Origin of the sequence: Rhodovulum sp. FJ3, assembly GCF_032918305.1 — a bacterium.
Classification (GTDB): Bacteria; Pseudomonadota; Alphaproteobacteria; order Rhodobacterales; family Rhodobacteraceae; genus SAT37.
Map to the genome: position 1 here is coordinate 586,715 of NZ_JAWJUU010000001.1, position 14,255 is coordinate 600,969.

Genomic DNA, 14,255 nt, shown 5'->3' on the forward strand with positions numbered 1-14,255 from the left:
GGACGGCGGGCAAATTTTCAGATCAGGCGAATTGCTCGCGGATCAGACGTTCCTCAAGCCCGTGACCCGGGTCGAACAGGATACGGTGTTTGACGTCCTTGGCGGTTTCGATTTCCACGGACACGACCACACCGGCGGTGCGGCTGTCGGCGTCGGCCATGACGGGCCGTTTGCTGGGCTGAAGGACATCGAACCGGACCTTGGCGCCGCTGGGCAACAACGCCCCGCGCCAGCGCCGTGGCCGAAACGCCGACATCGCCGTCAGGGCCAGCACATCGGACCCGATCGGCAAGATCGGCCCATGTGCGGAATAGTTATAGGCGGTCGAGCCCGCAGGCGTCGACACCAGCGCCCCGTCGCAGACCAACTCGTCCAGACGCATACGCCCGTCGACCGAAATCCGCAGCTTGGCCGCCTGCGGTCCCGCGCGCAGCAGCGACACCTCGTTGATGGCCAGACCTTCGTGCACGGTTCCATCTGGGGCAATTGCGCGCATGCGCAGGGGGTGAATCACCTCTTCCTCGGCGGCCATCAGACGCGCCATCAGGGCCGGTTCATGATATTCGTTCATCAAAAACCCGACCGTGCCACAGTTCATCCCATAGACCGGCGTGTCCAGATGCTGGGTCCCGTGCAGGGTCTGCAACATGAACCCGTCCCCGCCCAATGCGACGATGACATCGGCGTCTTCGGGGCTAACATCCCCATATTCCTCAGACAAATGGCGCCGTGCGGTTTCCGCAATCGACGTGTCGCTGGCCATGAATGCGATTTTCGGATCGGACATCTGATACCCCTCTTGGGCGCATTGTTCGCGCCGCTGCACCGGAAACTCAACCCCAAACGGGCCCCTGCGCGACCATTGGACCTGATTTCCTCTGAGCACAAAAATTTCCAAAACGTCACACAGATTTCGCATTTTGATCTGCACAGGACGTTATCAGCCCTTTTTCCTGCGTCGCATGTGGGCTAAATAGCCGGGAAAATTGCTGTCTTAGCTGCCACAGGAGAAGCTGATGAACGCCCCCCATCGTGACAACGGGTTCTTTACCCAGTCCTTGCTTGAGCGCGACCCCGAAATTGCAAAAGCCATGGAGCTGGAGCTGGGCCGTCAGCGTGACGAGATCGAACTGATCGCTTCGGAAAACATCGTAAGCGCGGCCGTGATGGAAGCCCAAGGCTCGGTCATGACCAACAAATACGCCGAAGGTTATCCGGGTCGCCGTTACTACGGTGGCTGCCAGTACGTCGATATCGCCGAGAACCTCGCGATCGACCGCGCCAAGGAAATGTTCAACTGTGAATTCGCCAATGTTCAGCCCAACTCGGGCAGCCAGGCGAACCAAGGTGTGTTCACCGCGCTGCTCCAGCCGGGCGACACCATTCTGGGCATGTCGCTGGACGCAGGTGGTCACCTGACCCACGGCGCAAAGCCCAACCAGTCGGGCAAATGGTTCAACGCCGTTCAATACGGTGTGCGCAAGCAAGACAGCCGCATCGACTATGAACAGATCCAAGAACTGGCGACCGAGCATCAGCCCAAGCTGATCATCGCCGGTGGTTCGGCCATCCCGCGTCAGGTGGATTTCGCCAAGATGCGCGAAATCGCCGATAGCGTTGGTGCCTACCTGATGGTCGACATGGCCCACTTTGCCGGTCTGGTCGCCGGTGGTCAGCACCCCTCGCCCTTCCCCTATGCGGACGTGGCAACCACCACCACCCACAAGACCCTGCGCGGTCCCCGTGGCGGTATGATCCTGACCAACAACGAAGAGATCGCGAAAAAGGTCAACTCGGCCATCTTCCCGGGCATTCAGGGCGGCCCCCTGATGCACGTGATCGCCGCCAAGGCCGTTGCCTTTGGTGAGGCCCTGCGCCCCGAGTTCAAAGACTACACCGCTCAGGTCGTGAAAAACGCCCAAGCGCTGGCTGATCAGCTGATGAAGGGGGGGTTGGACACCGTCACCGGCGGCACCGACACCCACGTCGTTCTTGTGGACCTGCGTCCCAAGAACGTCAAAGGCAACGCCACCGAAAAGGCACTGGGCCGCGCGCACATCACCTGTAACAAGAACGGCATCCCGTTCGATCCGGAAAAACCGATGGTCACTTCGGGTATCCGCCTGGGTTCGCCCGCCGGCACCACCCGTGGTTTCGGCGAGGCCGAGTTCCGTCAGATCGCAGACTGGATTGTTGAGGTTGTCGACGGTCTGGCCGCAAACGGCGAAGACGGCAACGCCGAGGTCGAAGCCAAGGTTCGCGCCGAGGTCGAAGCCCTGTGCGCCAAATTCCCGATGTACCCGAACCTGTAATCAGGTCTACATCGCAACGCATAAGGGGACGCCGCGTGCGTCCCCTTTTTTGTTCGGTTGGCGGGCGGTTAAACGTAGCCGCGCCAGATCAGAACGCCGATCACCAAGGCCCCCGTCGTCAGGATCGACAGGGCCACGCCCCCCGCCATCCCCAGCACCATGTCCAACCGCCGCTCGCGCGGGTCCACGGTTTTCAGCCACGCCAGCACGCGCCGTTCCGCCGTCTCAAGGCGCGCCACATCCACCTGCCGGATCAGTTTCGGGTGGCGCACCAACGGCAGGGCCTCGGCAATACGTTTCGCATCCGCACGGACCGCGCGCGGCATCAACCGCCCCCCTCGGTGCAGCTTGGCCGCAAGGCCACGCCCGCCGATCCCCATACGGGTTTCCATTTCATTCGCGATGTTCTGCGCCAGTTGCTCGACCGTGACCTCAGCCATTGTTTTTCCCTTTGCTTTACAGGTCCCTGCGCGGGTGCTTCTCGATATTGCTACTGGTTCTCAGATCATCAAGGCGATATGCAATAACACTATGTTGAGATGCCTTATCAATGACCCTCAGACGCCCGAGGCGGCAAACCGCCCGCCCCTGTTGATCGTGCATGGCCTGTTCGGCTCGGCGCGCAATTGGGGGGTGATCGCCAAACGGATGTCCTCGGATCGCAAGGTAATCGCGGTCGACATGCGCAATCACGGGGAAAGTCCGTGGTTCCCGACCCATAGCTATCCCGACCTTGCCGCCGATCTGGCTGAGGTGATCCGCGCCCACGGGGGCCAAGCGGACGTTGTGGGACATTCCATGGGGGGCAAGGCGTCGATGGTTCTGGCCCTGAACGAGGGCGCACTGGTCAACCGTCTGATCGTCGCCGATATCGCGCCCGTCGCATATGAACACGACCAGAGCAGCCTGATCTCGGCCATGCGTCATGTGGACCTCTCGCGCGTAGAACGCCGTTCGGACGCCGATGCGCAACTGGAACCGTTGGTGGCGGAACGGGGCACGCGGGCGTTTCTGATCCAGTCGCTGGACGTCAAGGAACGCAAATGGCGTCTGAACTTTGACGTGCTAGAGGCCGAGATGTCCAAGATCGTCGGCTGGCCCGAGGATGTCACCGGACAGTTCGACGGGCCTGCCTATTTCGTCTCGGGCGCGGAATCGCACTATGTCCTTCCCGAATACCGCGACCGGATCAAAGGCTTCTTTCCCGCCGCGCGGTTCGCGAAAATCCCCGGTGCGGGGCATTGGCTGCACGCGGACAAACCGCGTGAGTTCGAGGCCGCGCTGCAGGCCATTCTGGCGTAATCAGCTGGTATAGATCGCGCGCGCCACGCCCCACGACACGGGCAGCGCGGCGATAAATCCGACCGCCACAGCCGCCAGAATGGGCGTCATGGTGTCATACCCCATGCTCAGAACCACCACGACCGCCGAGCCCATCAAACTTGTCGCGATCAGGGAAAACAGAACCATTGCCAAACGTAACATCGAATTGCCCTCTGTTGGCGCGTTTCGAGGTTCAGTTTAGGCGAACACACATTCAAAATATTTGATTTGTCTCAAGTTCGGGAACGATTTTCGCGCGTCCGCGTTGTCCCCATGAAACCGAAAGAGGACAGTATGACCAAATTCATCACCACCGCCGCCCTTTTGTTCAGCCTTGGCGCATGTGCCACCATTGAAGGTGCTGGCGAGGATATCGAATCCGCTGGCGAAGCGATCAGCGAAGAGGCCCGTGAGGCCAGCTAACGCCCACGCCACCAAACGCAACCGGCCGCCCCTTGGGGCGGCCGTTGTCGTTTTAGTCGTCCATTTTCAGCGCGTTGATAAAGGCGGATTGCGGGATTTCCACCTTGCCGAACTGACGCATCTTTTTCTTACCGGCCTTTTGTTTTTCCAACAGCTTGCGTTTCCGCGTCGCGTCGCCGCCGTAACATTTGGCCGTCACGTCCTTGCGCATCGCGGCAAGGGTTTCCCGCGCGATCACACGGCCCCCAATTGCGGCCTGGATCGGGATTTTGAACATGTGGCGCGGAATCAAATCTTTGAGCTTTTCGCACATCGCGCGGCCACGGGCCTCGGCGCGGTCGCGGTGCACCATCACCGACAGCGCGTCCACGGGTTCGTCGTTCACAAGGATCTGCATCTTGACCAGGAAATCCTGCTGATAGCCAATCATCTGATAGTCAAAGCTGGCGTAACCCTTGGTCACCGATTTCAGGCGGTCGTAGAAATCGAACACCACCTCGTTCAGCGGCAGGTCATAGACCACCATCGCGCGGTTGCCCGCATAGGTCAGGTCCAGCTGAACCCCGCGACGGTCCTGACACAGCTTTAGGACATCGCCCAGGTACTCGTCAGGTACCAGAATGGTCGCCTTGATCCGCGGCTCTTCGATGTGATCCACATGCGTCAGGTCGGGCATGTCGGCGGGGTTGTGCAAATCAACCGTCGTGCCGTCTTTCATATGCAGATGATAGATCACCGACGGGGCCGTCGTGATCAGGTCGATATCATATTCGCGCTCGATACGGTCGCGGATCACCTCGAGGTGCAGCAGACCCAAGAACCCGCAACGGAAGCCGAACCCAAGCGCGGCCGAGGTTTCCATCTCATACGAGAACGACGCATCGTTCAGGGCCAGCTTTTCGATCGCATCGCGCAGGTTTTCGAACTCGGCGCTATCGACGGGGAACAGACCACAGAACACCACCGGCTGGCTGGGCTTAAAGCCCGGCAGCGGCTCGGCACAGGGTTTGCGTTCATGCGTGATGGTGTCGCCCACACGGGTGTCGCGCACCTGTTTGATCGACGCGGTGATAAAGCCGATCTCGCCCGGACCCAATTCGTCGATGTTTTCCATTTTGGGACGGAAGACGCCCAGACGGTCAACGGGATAGGCGCCACCGGTTTTCATCATGCGGATACGGTCACCCTTGCGGATTTTCCCGTCGATCACGCGGATGATGACGACCACGCCCAGATAGGCGTCATAATAACTATCGACCAGCATCGCCTTGAGGGGCGCATCGGGGTTGCCTTCAGGCGCGGGCAAACGGGTCACAATCGCCTCAAGCACATCGGGAATGCCGATACCGGTTTTCGCCGAAATCTGAACCGCGTCCGTGGCGTCGATGCCGATTACATCCTCGATCTGCTCGGCCACGCGATCAACATCTGCGGCGGGCAGGTCGATCTTGTTCAGAACCGGCACGATCTCATGATCCGCCTCAATCGCCTGATAGACGTTGGCCAGCGTCTGTGCCTCAACCCCTTGGGTGGCATCCACAACCAGCAACGAGCCCTCAACCGCCTGCATCGAGCGGCTGACCTCATAGCCGAAATCGACGTGGCCGGGCGTGTCGATCAGGTTCAGCACATAGTGCTGACCGTCTTTGGCCGGATAGTCGATGCGCACGGTGTTGGCCTTGATGGTGATCCCGCGTTCGCGTTCGATATCCATCGCGTCCAGCAACTGGGCCTTCATATCGCGTTCAGCCACGGTGCCGGTCATTTGGATCAACCGGTCGGCCAAGGTGGATTTCCCGTGGTCGATATGGGCAACAATAGAGAAATTGCGGATGTTTTTAAGGTCGGTCATTGCGCCGATATGCTTTGCTTTTGCGAGCCGGTCAAGCACTGTCGCAGCCCTATGTATAAGGAAAATCGTCGCGTCCCGCGCGGGGCTCGGCGTCAAACCGCGCAGGCCCACCAATTTGTGACCCTTTGCGCGCCATCCACCATATCTCGTGAATTGAAAAATGCCGCCCGATCCGGCACAGTACATGCAAAGATCAATGACGGGAAAATCCCGCATCCGACCGAAATTGAGGAACGGCAGTCGTTATGAAACACCTCACAATTGCAGTCATCATCGCAACGCTGGCGGCCCCCATGGCCTATGCCGGCCCGATTGAAAGCGCCTGTTTGAAATCAGACCGCAAGGGCGTGAACCGCGCCGTCTGTAACTGCATTCAGCAGGCCGCAGACCTGACCCTGACCAGTTCCGAACAGCGCAAGGCGGCCAAGTTCTTTAACGATCCGCACCAGACGCAGGAACTGCGCCAGTCCAGCAAGTCCAACGATGAAAAGCTGTGGCTGCGCTATAAGGAATTTGGCAACGCGGCACAGGCGTTCTGTCAGATCTGACCGGCCTTTAGACGGGCGATCAGGCCCGCGCTGGCGTCTTCGATCAAATCCAGAACCATATCGAACCCGCCCTCGTAATAGGGATCGGGCACCTCGGTGCGCGTCGATGTGCCAAAGCTTAGGAACAGGTCCACCGGCGTATCATCCCCCATGGGCCGCATCCGTTCCAGCGCGGCAATATTGGCGTGATCCATCCCGATAATCAGATCAAACCGCCCGAAATCGCGCGCCGTCACCTGTTGGGCGCGCAGGTGGCTCAGGTCATAGCCCCGCGCCGCCGCCTCGGCCGTGGCGCGCCGATCAGGCGGATCGCCAATGTGCCAGCGGCCCGTACCCGCGCTTTCAACCACAACATCGATCCCCTCGCGCGCGGCCAGTGTTTCAAACACCCCATGCGCCGAGGGTGAGCGGCAGATATTGCCCAGACAGACGAATAGGATACGGTGGGTCATGGCGGGTCTCCTGTTCCCCCGTCATAACCGTTGGAGGGCCTATGGCCAAGATCGTCATCCTGACCGGCGCGGGCATTTCCGCCGAAAGCGGCCTTGGCACCTTTCGCGACAAGGATGGTCTGTGGACCAAATACGACCTGAATGAGGTCGCCACGCCCGAAGGCTTCGCCGCAAACCCCGCCTTGGTCCACGAATTCTATAACGCGCGGCGTAAGAACTGTGTCGAGGCGACGCCGAACGCCGCCCACGCCGCGCTGGCGCGTCTGGAACAGGCCCTACCAAAGGGCGAGGTGATCATCGTCACACAAAACGTCGATGACCTGCACGAACGGGCCGGATCACGCGCGGTTCTGCATATGCACGGGGAGCTGGCGGGGGCGCTCTGCGCGGCCTGCGATCACCGTTGGCCCGCGCCCGCCGTGATGGCCCCTGCCGACCCCTGCCCCGCCTGTGGCGACCCCGCGACCCGCCCCGACATCGTCTGGTTCGGGGAATACCCCTATCACATGGAAACGATCTGGGACCTGCTGCGGGGCTGTGACCTGTTCGTATCGATCGGAACGTCCGGCAATGTCTACCCCGCCGCCGCTTTTGTCCAAGACGCGGACCGCGCGGGGGCGGATACGCTTGAGCTGAACCTCGAACCCTCGGCGGGCGTCAGCGACTTTGCCGAGGCGCGGTTCGGACCCGCCACGGACATCGTGCCCGCGTGGGTCGACGAGGTCCTTTCGCGCCGCTAGGTGGGGGCGGTGCCCCGCCCCCAAGCCCCGCGTTATTGACCGTGACCCGCGCCGTGGCCCGCACCATGCCCACCACCGCGTTCGGGCTTGCGGTTCAAATCGACAGGGATCTCCACGGCAACCTCACCGGCGTGTTCAAACACCAAGGTCACCGCCACGGTATCGCCATCGGCGAACGGTTCGTTCAGGCCCATGAACATCACATGATCGCCACCACGAGCCAACATATGCGTCCCACCGGCGGGGATGGCAAAGCCCTCTTCGACTTCCATCATCTTCATCACGCCATCGGCGATCTCACGGTGCGTATGCAGCTCAACCCGCGCGGCCACATCCGATTTCGCCGAAACCAACCGGTCATCCTGATCGCTGGTGTTCATCAACACCATAAACGCCGCACCGGACTTGGCCGTCGGGGTCGAGGCCCGCGCATAGGCGTCCTCCACCACAATACCGTCGGCCCACGCGGCCGCACCAAAACCCATGGCCATCGCAGCCACGCCAACAAATTTCGCGAATTTCATCTGGGATCATCCCTTGTGTTTGAGTGTCGATTTAGGTCTCACACAAACACCGGCGGCCCCCGCGCCACCGCAGGCACATCCTCCCGCCCTTGGGCATCCGCGCGGCGCAGAACGGCAATCACCTCACCATCCGCGCGCCACAAAACATCCGCAACAGGGACAGATGCGGACGCATCGGCAAACACCGCCACACCATCCGGACAAATATGCGGATCCCCAATCGGATCGCCATTCTCGTCCAGCGCGATGACCTGTGTCCCGAATCCTGAACAGATCACCATGGTGGTCACGGGGCTTGCCTGACCACGCGCCACAGCCAGGCTAAAGGACGTTACCCCCAAAACCAGTATCAGCCACGCGGCGCATATCTGACGCAAATGCCTCATGCCATCGACATATCGCACGACCCGACTAAGCACCAGAGCGACAAAGCGAAGCGGCCCCGCCGTTTCCGACGAGGCCGCTCACAATAACGATCAGACAAAACTTAGGCGGCTGCCGCAGCTTTTTCGATGTCTTTCTTGATCTTCAGCGCTTTGGCCGACAGTTCAGCGTCCTTGGCTTTTGCCAGAAACGCATCCAGTCCACCGCGGTGGTCCACCGAACGCAGAGCCGACGCCGAGATGCGCAGCTTGAAAGAACGGCCCAGCGCATCCGAGATCAGCGTCACATCGTTCAAGTTCGGCAGAAACCGGCGCTTGGTCTTGTTGTTGGCGTGGCTGACATTGTTGCCAACCATCGGGCCTTTTCCGGTCAGTTCGCAAACGCGCGACATAGGTCTCTTCCTTGCTTCGTATAAAACAATTGGGCGCCGTTGGAACAGCGCCCCGAATTCCGTTCGCGTGCTTTAATTGCAAAACCAAACCCGCGTCAAGGGATTCGCCGCGATTTTCTCAACAAACCCCGAACCCCCTGTTTTCATCTTGGCTAAAATACTCACATCCCGCCGCAAACAAGGGGCCAGACCCACCCTATTTGCGCAGATGCGCCAACATCTGCGCCACGGCACCGGATACACTGGTCCCGCCTTGCGCCACCTCTTGGCCCAACGCGCCCATCTGCGCCTTGACCTCGGGATCACGCTCGAGCCGCGCCAACAGGGCCAACCGCACTTCTTCCTCGAACCAATGGCGCGCCTGATCCGCGCGACGGCTGTCGAAATGCCCGTTCTCGCGCCGCCAGTGGGCCAGTGCCTGCATCTCGCCCCATGCGATTTCCAGACCCGCCTCTTCCATGGCCGAAACGGTCATCGCCTTGGGGAACCCTTCAGGATCCTGCGCGCGTTTGCGCAACAGGCGCAGCGCCCCTGCATAATCCGCACAGGTCCGCATCGCCGCAGACTTCAGATCCCCGTCGGCCTTATTGACCAGAATGATATCGGCCATCTCCATGATGCCGCGCTTGACCCCTTGCAATTCATCCCCACCGGCGGGGGCCAGCAGCAGGATAAACAGGTCCGTCATATCGGCGACCATGGTTTCGGATTGGCCCACGCCCACGGTTTCGATCAGGATCACGTCAAACCCCGCCGCCTCACACAGGCTGACCGCATCACGGGTGCGGCGCGCCACACCGCCAAGGGCCGACTGGCTGGGCGAGGGTCGGATAAACGCGTTGGGCGCACGGCTGAGGCGCTCCATCCGCGTCTTATCGCCCAAAATCGACCCGCCAGAACGCGCCGAACTGGGGTCCACGGCCAACACCGCCACCTTCAGCCCCTGCTGGGTCAGCATCATGCCAAAGCTCTCGATAAAGGTGGATTTCCCCACCCCCGGCGTGCCCGACAACCCGATCCGCAGGGCCTGACGTCCCGATCCAGCCAAACGTTCCAGCAAGTCCACCGATTGGGCACGGTGATCATCGCGACCGCTTTCGACCAAGGTGATCGCCCGCGCAAGGGCCCGACGTTCCCCCGCCAAAATCCGCGTTGCCAACTCTTGGGTATCCATGCCGCGCCCTCCGATCACATCCGGCCCGTGTTTTCCCAGCGCATCCGCGCGATGTCCAGCGCTATTCCCCCGCCAACACCCCTGTTAGCGCCCGCGCAAGCGCATCAAAGACCGTGCGGATGCGGGCGCTGTGCTGAATCTCGCGGTGGCTGACCAACCACAGGGGAATGGGAACGGGCGGCAGGTCCGGCGCGATCTGCACCATTTCGGGGAATTTCGCGGCGATTTCGCGGGTCATGATCGCCACGCCCGCCCCCGCCCGCGCCAATTCCCAGACCGCCACGGCGCTGGACGATGTGACCGCGAACTGCTCGGCCCGCGTGGCGATGCCGAAGCCCTTGAACGCCTCGACCATGCGCGCGGGCTCATCAAAACCCAAAATCTGGGCCGCACCCAAAACCTTCGCCCCGTCCCTGTCCGGCAAGCCCGCCGCATAGGACGGGGCGGCGTAGAAGGCCGCACTGGTCTCTCCGATCTTGCGGGCGATCAGGTCGCCTTGGGTCGGGCGCAGATGGCGCAGGGCAATATCCGCGTCCCGTCGCCGTAAATCCGTGACTTCATTAGACACGACCAGTTCAATTTCGATCCCCGGTGCCTCGGCACGGATTTGGGTCAGGATAGGCGGCAGGATATAGGCCGCCATCGTGTCACTAACGGCAAGACGCACCAGACCCGAGGCGGTTTGCCCGTGCCCTTGGGCAACTTGGCTGACCTGCGCCGCCGCCTGTGCCATCGCGTTAACATGGTCCAGCATATCCGCCCCCGCAGGCGTCAGCCGCATCCCGCGCACATCGCGGTCAAACAACAGCACGTCCAGATCGGATTCCAGCGCCGCAATCTGGCGCCCCACGGTCGGCTGTGTCTGCCCAAGACGGCGCGCCGCCGCCGACAGGGACCCCGTTTCGGCCACCGCCAGAAACGCCCGTATGTGGTTCCAGTCAAATTTGATCGCACCCCAGGTCATACATAAATGCATACCAAATAGGCGAATTTCCGCAATTTATTTTCGATATGCGCATATCTATCTGACACTCCAGAACACGGAGCATCCCCATGACCCTGACATCCGAAACCTTTTGGGACGACCGCGCCCAGAGCTATACCGCCCGCCCGATCACCGACGTCCCCGCCTATGAGGCGGGGTTGGACGTCATCATTCCACATCTGCGCCCCGAACATCACGTGGTCGAATTGGGCGCGGGCAGCGGGGCAACCGCCGCGCGCCTGTCGCGGCATGTGACCCATATGCTGGCCACCGACAGCGCGGCCCAGATGGTGCGCATCGCCCGTACCAACGCCACCGCCAATATGGACGTGGCCCAGCAAACCGCGAAAACACTGGCCCAGCAGGGTCTGCGCACCGATGTGGTGCTGGCCCTGAACCTGCTCCATCTGCTGCCCGATCTGGACGGGGACCTTGGACATATCGCGGAGATCTTGCCGCGTGGCGGGCTGTTCATCTCGAAAACGCCCTACACCGGCGGGGGCCTGAACCTGTGGGCGCCCCTGTTATGGGTGATGCGCAAGATCGGACAGGCGCCGTTCGTGAGGTTCCACCGTCTAGACGCGCTGAAATCCACAATCGCGCGCGCGGGGTTTGAGGTGGTTGAGACCACAATCCAATCCGGCGCGCCCTCCCGCGCGATCATCGTGGCGCGCAAAATCTGAACTTTCCCCCGCGCCGTGTTTGGCGGATAAGGTCGTTATGACGACCCTGCCCATTCATGACGCCCTGCCCGACGTGATCGCCGCCCTGCGCGGGCATGGCCGCGTTGTGTTGCAGGCCCCGCCGGGCGCGGGGAAGACGACCGTCGTGCCTCTGGCCCTGTTGGACGCGGGCCTGAGCGACGGGCGGATTGTCATGCTGGAACCCCGCCGTCTGGCCGCGCGCGCCGCCGCTGAACGCATGGCCGAGACACTGGGTGAGCCGGTGGGCCAAACCGTCGGCTATCGCATTCGGGGTGAGGCCAAGACGTCCAAATCCACGCAGATTGAGGTCGTGACCGAGGGCATCCTGACCCGCATGATCCAATCCGACCCCGAACTGACCGGCATCGGCGCGATCCTGTTTGACGAATTTCACGAACGGTCCCTGAACGCGGACCTTGGCCTTGCCCTGACGTGGGAGGTGCGACAGGCGCTGCGCGACGATCTGCTGTTGGTGGTGATGTCGGCGACGCTGGACGCGGAACCGGTGGCGCGGCTGCTGGATGATGCGCCGGTCGTGACCTCGGCGGGGCGGATGTATCCGGTGGACATCAAATGGCTGGACCGGCCCGTGCCGAAAACCACACGGTTTGACGCGGCTATGGCCGATCTGATCGTTGAAGCCGCCAAAAACACCGCCGGCGGCATTCTGGCGTTCTTACCGGGTGAGGGCGAAATCCGGCGCACGGCCGCGCGGCTAGCGGGGCGTTTGCCCGCGGATTGCGCCGTGCGGCCCCTTTATGGATCTCTGCCCTTTGCCGAACAGCGCGCGGCGATTGCCCCCGCGACCACGGGGCGGAAAATCGTTCTGGCGACCTCTATCGCCGAGACCTCCCTGACCATCCAAGACGTCCGCGTGGTCGTTGATGGCGGGCAGAGCCGCCGCGCACGGTTCGACCCGAATTCCGGCATGTCCCGCCTTGTGACCGAGCGCACCACCAAGGCCGAGGCGACCCAACGCGCAGGCCGTGCCGGTCGTGTGGCCGAGGGCACGTGCTATCGCCTGTGGACCAAGGGCGAAGAGGGCGGATTGCCCCCCTTTCCCCCCGCCGAGATCGAGGCCGCCGATCTGACCGACCTTGCCCTTGAACTGGCCCTGTGGGGCAGTGCGGATGACCTGATTTTCCTGACCCCGCCGCCCGAGGCCCCGCTGGCCGAGGCGCGTGCGTTGCTGCGGGATTTGGGGGCACTCGACGCGGGCGGGCGGATCACGGATCACGGGCGCGATCTAGCGGCGATGCCGTTGCACCCGCGACTGGGGCATATGGTGCGTGCCGGTGGGCCGCGCGCGGTCGATCTGGCCGCGCTGTTGTCGGAACGCGACCCGATGCGCGGCGCGGGCTGTGATGTGACCCGCCGCCTACGCGCTCTTGCAGCCCCGCGCGACGGGGCGGTGAACCGTGGTGCGGTCGAACGGATCAAATCCGAGGCGCGGCGCCTGAAACCGCTGGCCGGTCCCGCGCGTGACCTCAGCATCGGGCAATGCGCCGCCTTGGCCTATCCCGACCGCGTGGGTCTGCGCCGCAAGGGCGATCAGGCGCGGTTCGTTCTGTCGGGTGGCAAGGGCGCGGTGATGGACGATGGCGACGATATGGCGGGGGACCGGTTGCTGATCGCGCTGGATCTGGACGGCGACACGCGTGAGGCCCGGATCCGCCTTGCCGCCCCAATCACCGAGGGCGAGTTGCGCGCGCTGTACCCTGATCAGATCGGTTGGCACGACCTGTGCGAATGGTCCAAACGCGAGCGTCGCGTGATCGCCCGCCGTCAGGAACGGTTCGGCGCGCTGGTTCTGGACGACCGCATCTGGAAAGACGCCCCGCCCGATGCGATAGCGCGCGCGATGCTGGACGGGGTGCGCGACCTTGGCTTGCCTTGGAGCGATCCGGCACGGCGTCTGCGCGCGCGCATCGATCTGTTGCGCGAACAGGGGGCGGATTTCCCCGACACCACGGACGCGGCCCTGATTGATGCCGCCGAGGACTGGTTGCTGCCCTATCTCAACGGGATCAAGACGGCGGATCAGTTGAAAAACCTCGACCTGACGGGGCCGTTGAAAAACGCGCTGAGTTGGGAGCAACAACAGGATTTGGACCGTCTGGCACCGGGGTCGTTCACCACGCCACTGGGCCGGAAAATCGCGATTGATTATGCGGGGGGCACGCCGGAAATTCAGGTCCGGTTGCAGGAAATGTTCGGCCAGACCACCCACCCGACCGTGGGCCCGTCGCGCGCGCCGTTGAAGATTACACTGCTGTCGCCCGCGCAGCGTCCCGTGCAGACGACGATGGACCTGCCGGGGTTCTGGACGTCGTCCTATGCGGATGTGCGCAAGGATATGCGCGGCCGTTACCCCCGCCACCCGTGGCCCGAGGATCCGACCGTGGCCGACCCGACCCTGCGCGCCAAACCGCGCGGCACATAG

17 protein-coding genes are annotated in these 14,255 nt (G+C 62.4%); 7 read left to right on the forward strand and 10 right to left on the reverse strand.

All coding sequences use genetic code 11. The annotated features are described in order from the left end of the window. Positions 1 to 22: 22 nt before the first annotated feature. The gene (locus R1W00_RS02935) at positions 23 to 787 is read right to left on the reverse strand and encodes an NAD kinase (RefSeq protein WP_317261217.1); all 765 of its coding nucleotides are present in this window, start codon (positions 785 to 787) and stop codon (positions 23 to 25) included. A 229-nt stretch (positions 788 to 1,016) separates the two neighbouring features. Between R1W00_RS02935 and glyA the strand changes: the two genes are divergently transcribed. Beyond that, on the forward strand, positions 1,017 to 2,312 hold the full coding sequence (glyA, locus tag R1W00_RS02940; protein ID WP_317261218.1) for a serine hydroxymethyltransferase: 1,296 nt from the start codon (positions 1,017 to 1,019) through the stop codon (positions 2,310 to 2,312). A gap of 68 nt (positions 2,313 to 2,380) precedes the next feature. On the opposite strand, the gene R1W00_RS02945 is transcribed toward glyA, so the two are convergent. Further along, on the reverse strand, positions 2,381 to 2,752 hold the full coding sequence (locus R1W00_RS02945) for a hypothetical protein (protein ID WP_317261219.1): 372 nt from the start codon (positions 2,750 to 2,752) through the stop codon (positions 2,381 to 2,383). Positions 2,753 to 2,843: 91 nt separating this feature from the next. Between R1W00_RS02945 and R1W00_RS02950 the strand changes: the two genes are divergently transcribed. Continuing rightward, positions 2,844 to 3,614 carry an alpha/beta fold hydrolase gene (locus tag R1W00_RS02950; RefSeq protein ID WP_317261220.1) on the forward strand — a complete coding sequence of 257 codons (771 nt, stop codon included), beginning with the start codon at positions 2,844 to 2,846 and terminating at the stop codon, positions 3,612 to 3,614. On the opposite strand, the gene R1W00_RS02955 is transcribed toward R1W00_RS02950, so the two are convergent. Continuing rightward, entirely contained in the window at positions 3,615 to 3,797 is a 183-nt protein-coding gene (locus R1W00_RS02955) for a CTP synthetase (RefSeq protein ID WP_317261221.1), read from the reverse strand. It lies immediately after the preceding gene. Positions 3,798 to 3,929: 132 nt separating this feature from the next. On the opposite strand from R1W00_RS02955, the gene R1W00_RS02960 reads away from it, so the two are divergent. After that, on the forward strand, positions 3,930 to 4,058 hold the full coding sequence (locus R1W00_RS02960) for an entericidin A/B family lipoprotein (RefSeq protein WP_317261222.1): 129 nt from the start codon (positions 3,930 to 3,932) through the stop codon (positions 4,056 to 4,058). A 52-nt stretch (positions 4,059 to 4,110) separates the two neighbouring features. On the opposite strand, the gene lepA is transcribed toward R1W00_RS02960, so the two are convergent. Continuing rightward, a complete protein-coding gene (gene lepA, locus R1W00_RS02965; RefSeq protein ID WP_317261223.1) occupies positions 4,111 to 5,910 on the reverse strand; it encodes a translation elongation factor 4 in 1,800 nt (599 codons plus the stop codon). Positions 5,911 to 6,155: 245 nt separating this feature from the next. On the opposite strand from lepA, the gene R1W00_RS02970 reads away from it, so the two are divergent. Further along, the gene (locus tag R1W00_RS02970) at positions 6,156 to 6,458 is read left to right on the forward strand and encodes a hypothetical protein (protein WP_317261224.1); all 303 of its coding nucleotides are present in this window, start codon (positions 6,156 to 6,158) and stop codon (positions 6,456 to 6,458) included. Here the strand turns inward: R1W00_RS02970 and R1W00_RS02975 are convergent. Beyond that, a complete protein-coding gene (locus tag R1W00_RS02975; protein WP_317261225.1) occupies positions 6,449 to 6,910 on the reverse strand; it encodes a low molecular weight protein-tyrosine-phosphatase in 462 nt (153 codons plus the stop codon). The genes R1W00_RS02970 and R1W00_RS02975 overlap by 10 nt on opposite strands. A gap of 41 nt (positions 6,911 to 6,951) precedes the next feature. Between R1W00_RS02975 and R1W00_RS02980 the strand changes: the two genes are divergently transcribed. Further along, complete coding sequence (locus tag R1W00_RS02980; protein WP_317261226.1) at positions 6,952 to 7,650, forward strand: NAD-dependent deacylase; 699 nt, start codon at positions 6,952 to 6,954, stop codon at positions 7,648 to 7,650. Between the two features lie 32 nt (positions 7,651 to 7,682). On the opposite strand, the gene R1W00_RS02985 is transcribed toward R1W00_RS02980, so the two are convergent. The 5 genes from R1W00_RS02985 to R1W00_RS03005 all read right to left on the reverse strand — a co-directional run bounded on the left by R1W00_RS02985 (position 7,683) and on the right by R1W00_RS03005 (position 11,087). After that, positions 7,683 to 8,174, reverse strand: a complete 492-nt coding sequence (locus tag R1W00_RS02985; protein WP_317261227.1) for a copper chaperone PCu(A)C — start codon at positions 8,172 to 8,174, stop codon at positions 7,683 to 7,685. A gap of 38 nt (positions 8,175 to 8,212) precedes the next feature. Continuing rightward, positions 8,213 to 8,560: a hypothetical protein gene (locus R1W00_RS02990; RefSeq protein ID WP_317261228.1), complete on the reverse strand. Its 348-nt coding sequence runs from the start codon at positions 8,558 to 8,560 to the stop codon at positions 8,213 to 8,215. Positions 8,561 to 8,661: 101 nt separating this feature from the next. Beyond that, positions 8,662 to 8,949 carry a 50S ribosomal protein L28 gene (rpmB, locus tag R1W00_RS02995; protein WP_317261229.1) on the reverse strand — a complete coding sequence of 96 codons (288 nt, stop codon included), beginning with the start codon at positions 8,947 to 8,949 and terminating at the stop codon, positions 8,662 to 8,664. A gap of 196 nt (positions 8,950 to 9,145) precedes the next feature. Beyond that, a complete protein-coding gene (gene meaB, locus R1W00_RS03000; protein WP_317261230.1) occupies positions 9,146 to 10,123 on the reverse strand; it encodes a methylmalonyl Co-A mutase-associated GTPase MeaB in 978 nt (325 codons plus the stop codon). 61 nt (positions 10,124 to 10,184) lie between these two features. After that, positions 10,185 to 11,087: a LysR family transcriptional regulator gene (locus R1W00_RS03005; RefSeq protein WP_317261231.1), complete on the reverse strand. Its 903-nt coding sequence runs from the start codon at positions 11,085 to 11,087 to the stop codon at positions 10,185 to 10,187. An 89-nt stretch (positions 11,088 to 11,176) separates the two neighbouring features. On the opposite strand from R1W00_RS03005, the gene R1W00_RS03010 reads away from it, so the two are divergent. Both R1W00_RS03010 and hrpB read left to right on the forward strand, forming a co-directional pair. Then, a complete protein-coding gene (locus tag R1W00_RS03010; protein ID WP_317261232.1) occupies positions 11,177 to 11,791 on the forward strand; it encodes a methyltransferase domain-containing protein in 615 nt (204 codons plus the stop codon). 37 nt (positions 11,792 to 11,828) lie between these two features. Further along, complete coding sequence (gene hrpB, locus R1W00_RS03015) at positions 11,829 to 14,255, forward strand: ATP-dependent helicase HrpB (RefSeq protein ID WP_317261233.1); 2,427 nt, start codon at positions 11,829 to 11,831, stop codon at positions 14,253 to 14,255.

Coding starts and splice junctions, on each gene's coding strand:
- R1W00_RS02960 (WP_317261222.1), top strand. CDS start 3,930: ATGACCAAATTCATCACCACCGCCGCCCTTTTGTTCAGCCTTGGCGCA.
- rpmB (WP_317261229.1), bottom strand. CDS start 8,949: ATGTCGCGCGTTTGCGAACTGACCGGAAAAGGCCCGATGGTTGGCAAC.
- R1W00_RS02985 (WP_317261227.1), bottom strand. CDS start 8,174: ATGAAATTCGCGAAATTTGTTGGCGTGGCTGCGATGGCCATGGGTTTT.
- R1W00_RS02945 (WP_317261219.1), bottom strand. CDS start 2,752: ATGGCTGAGGTCACGGTCGAGCAACTGGCGCAGAACATCGCGAATGAA.
- R1W00_RS02955 (WP_317261221.1), bottom strand. CDS start 3,797: ATGTTACGTTTGGCAATGGTTCTGTTTTCCCTGATCGCGACAAGTTTG.
- hrpB (WP_317261233.1), top strand. CDS start 11,829: ATGACGACCCTGCCCATTCATGACGCCCTGCCCGACGTGATCGCCGCC.
- R1W00_RS03010 (WP_317261232.1), top strand. CDS start 11,177: ATGACCCTGACATCCGAAACCTTTTGGGACGACCGCGCCCAGAGCTAT.
- R1W00_RS03005 (WP_317261231.1), bottom strand. CDS start 11,087: ATGACCTGGGGTGCGATCAAATTTGACTGGAACCACATACGGGCGTTT.
- glyA (WP_317261218.1), top strand. CDS start 1,017: ATGAACGCCCCCCATCGTGACAACGGGTTCTTTACCCAGTCCTTGCTT.
- R1W00_RS02975 (WP_317261225.1), bottom strand. CDS start 6,910: ATGACCCACCGTATCCTATTCGTCTGTCTGGGCAATATCTGCCGCTCA.
- R1W00_RS02950 (WP_317261220.1), top strand. CDS start 2,844: ATGTTGAGATGCCTTATCAATGACCCTCAGACGCCCGAGGCGGCAAAC.
- R1W00_RS02970 (WP_317261224.1), top strand. CDS start 6,156: ATGAAACACCTCACAATTGCAGTCATCATCGCAACGCTGGCGGCCCCC.
- R1W00_RS02990 (WP_317261228.1), bottom strand. CDS start 8,560: ATGAGGCATTTGCGTCAGATATGCGCCGCGTGGCTGATACTGGTTTTG.
- meaB (WP_317261230.1), bottom strand. CDS start 10,123: ATGGATACCCAAGAGTTGGCAACGCGGATTTTGGCGGGGGAACGTCGG.
- R1W00_RS02935 (WP_317261217.1), bottom strand. CDS start 787: ATGTCCGATCCGAAAATCGCATTCATGGCCAGCGACACGTCGATTGCG.
- lepA (WP_317261223.1), bottom strand. CDS start 5,910: ATGACCGACCTTAAAAACATCCGCAATTTCTCTATTGTTGCCCATATC.
- R1W00_RS02980 (WP_317261226.1), top strand. CDS start 6,952: ATGGCCAAGATCGTCATCCTGACCGGCGCGGGCATTTCCGCCGAAAGC.